Origin of the sequence: Rothia sp. 27098_8_161 (genome assembly GCF_041432905.1) — a bacterium.
GTDB lineage: Bacteria > Actinomycetota > Actinomycetes > Actinomycetales > Micrococcaceae > Rothia.
This window is the reverse complement of record NZ_JAPWAL010000072.1, coordinates 1-690: the sequence shown is the minus strand read 5'-3', so window position 1 is coordinate 690 and position 690 is coordinate 1. Positions and strand designations below refer to the sequence as shown.

1 protein-coding gene is annotated in these 690 nt (G+C 60.4%); it reads left to right on the top strand.

Annotation, left to right across the window (positions count from 1 at the left end; genetic code table 11):
• Positions 1–465 (top strand): zinc-dependent metalloprotease (locus O3648_RS08455; RefSeq protein ID WP_371569609.1); only part of this gene is annotated, 465 nt, incomplete at its 5' end.
• Positions 466–690 lie beyond the last annotated feature (225 nt).

Here is a 690-nt window from a genome sequence, read left to right as displayed (position 1 = left end):
TTCGAAGGCGGCCTGTTCAGCCCCCAGCGCACCGAAGATCAGGAACTAGCGGTGCAACGTCTGGAGAGTCTGCTCGCGCTCATCGAAGGTTGGGTATCCGTCGTAACCGAGGACGCGACCCGCAACCTGCCCAAGGCACCGCAACTGACCGAAATTATGGCGCGCCGCCGCATCGACGGCGGCCCCAGCGAGCAGGTCTTCGAGAACCTGGTCGGCCTGGAACTGCGCCCCCGCCTAGTGCGTGAGGCACAGCAGTTCTGGCGCTGGTACGAAAACGCCCACGGCATTGAGGCGCGCGACGGCCTCTGGGACACCCCAGAGACCCTGCCCACCCCCGCCGAGGTGGAAGACTTCACCGCATACGATGCGCGCATGAACGAAATCAGCCTGGACGACGTAGACTTCGACTCGGAGCTACAGAAGCTACTGGACGGTGGCTTCGGCGACGCGCCCGAAGAAAAGTAACACTGAGCGCAGTAACATCGCGGGAAACATCGGGATTTTGAGCCGCAAAAAGTAGAGCGGCACAAGTAGCGCGGCGAAAAGTAATTAGCTGACACCTTGAGCGGGGGTGGCTTGTGAATGTACAAGCCACCCCCGCTCAAGTGTTCGGTTGGTTTTTGCTTCGTTGATTTTCGGGAAGCGCTTTAGTCGGCGGTGTTTTCACCCTGCCCATCCCCAACGTGTTCG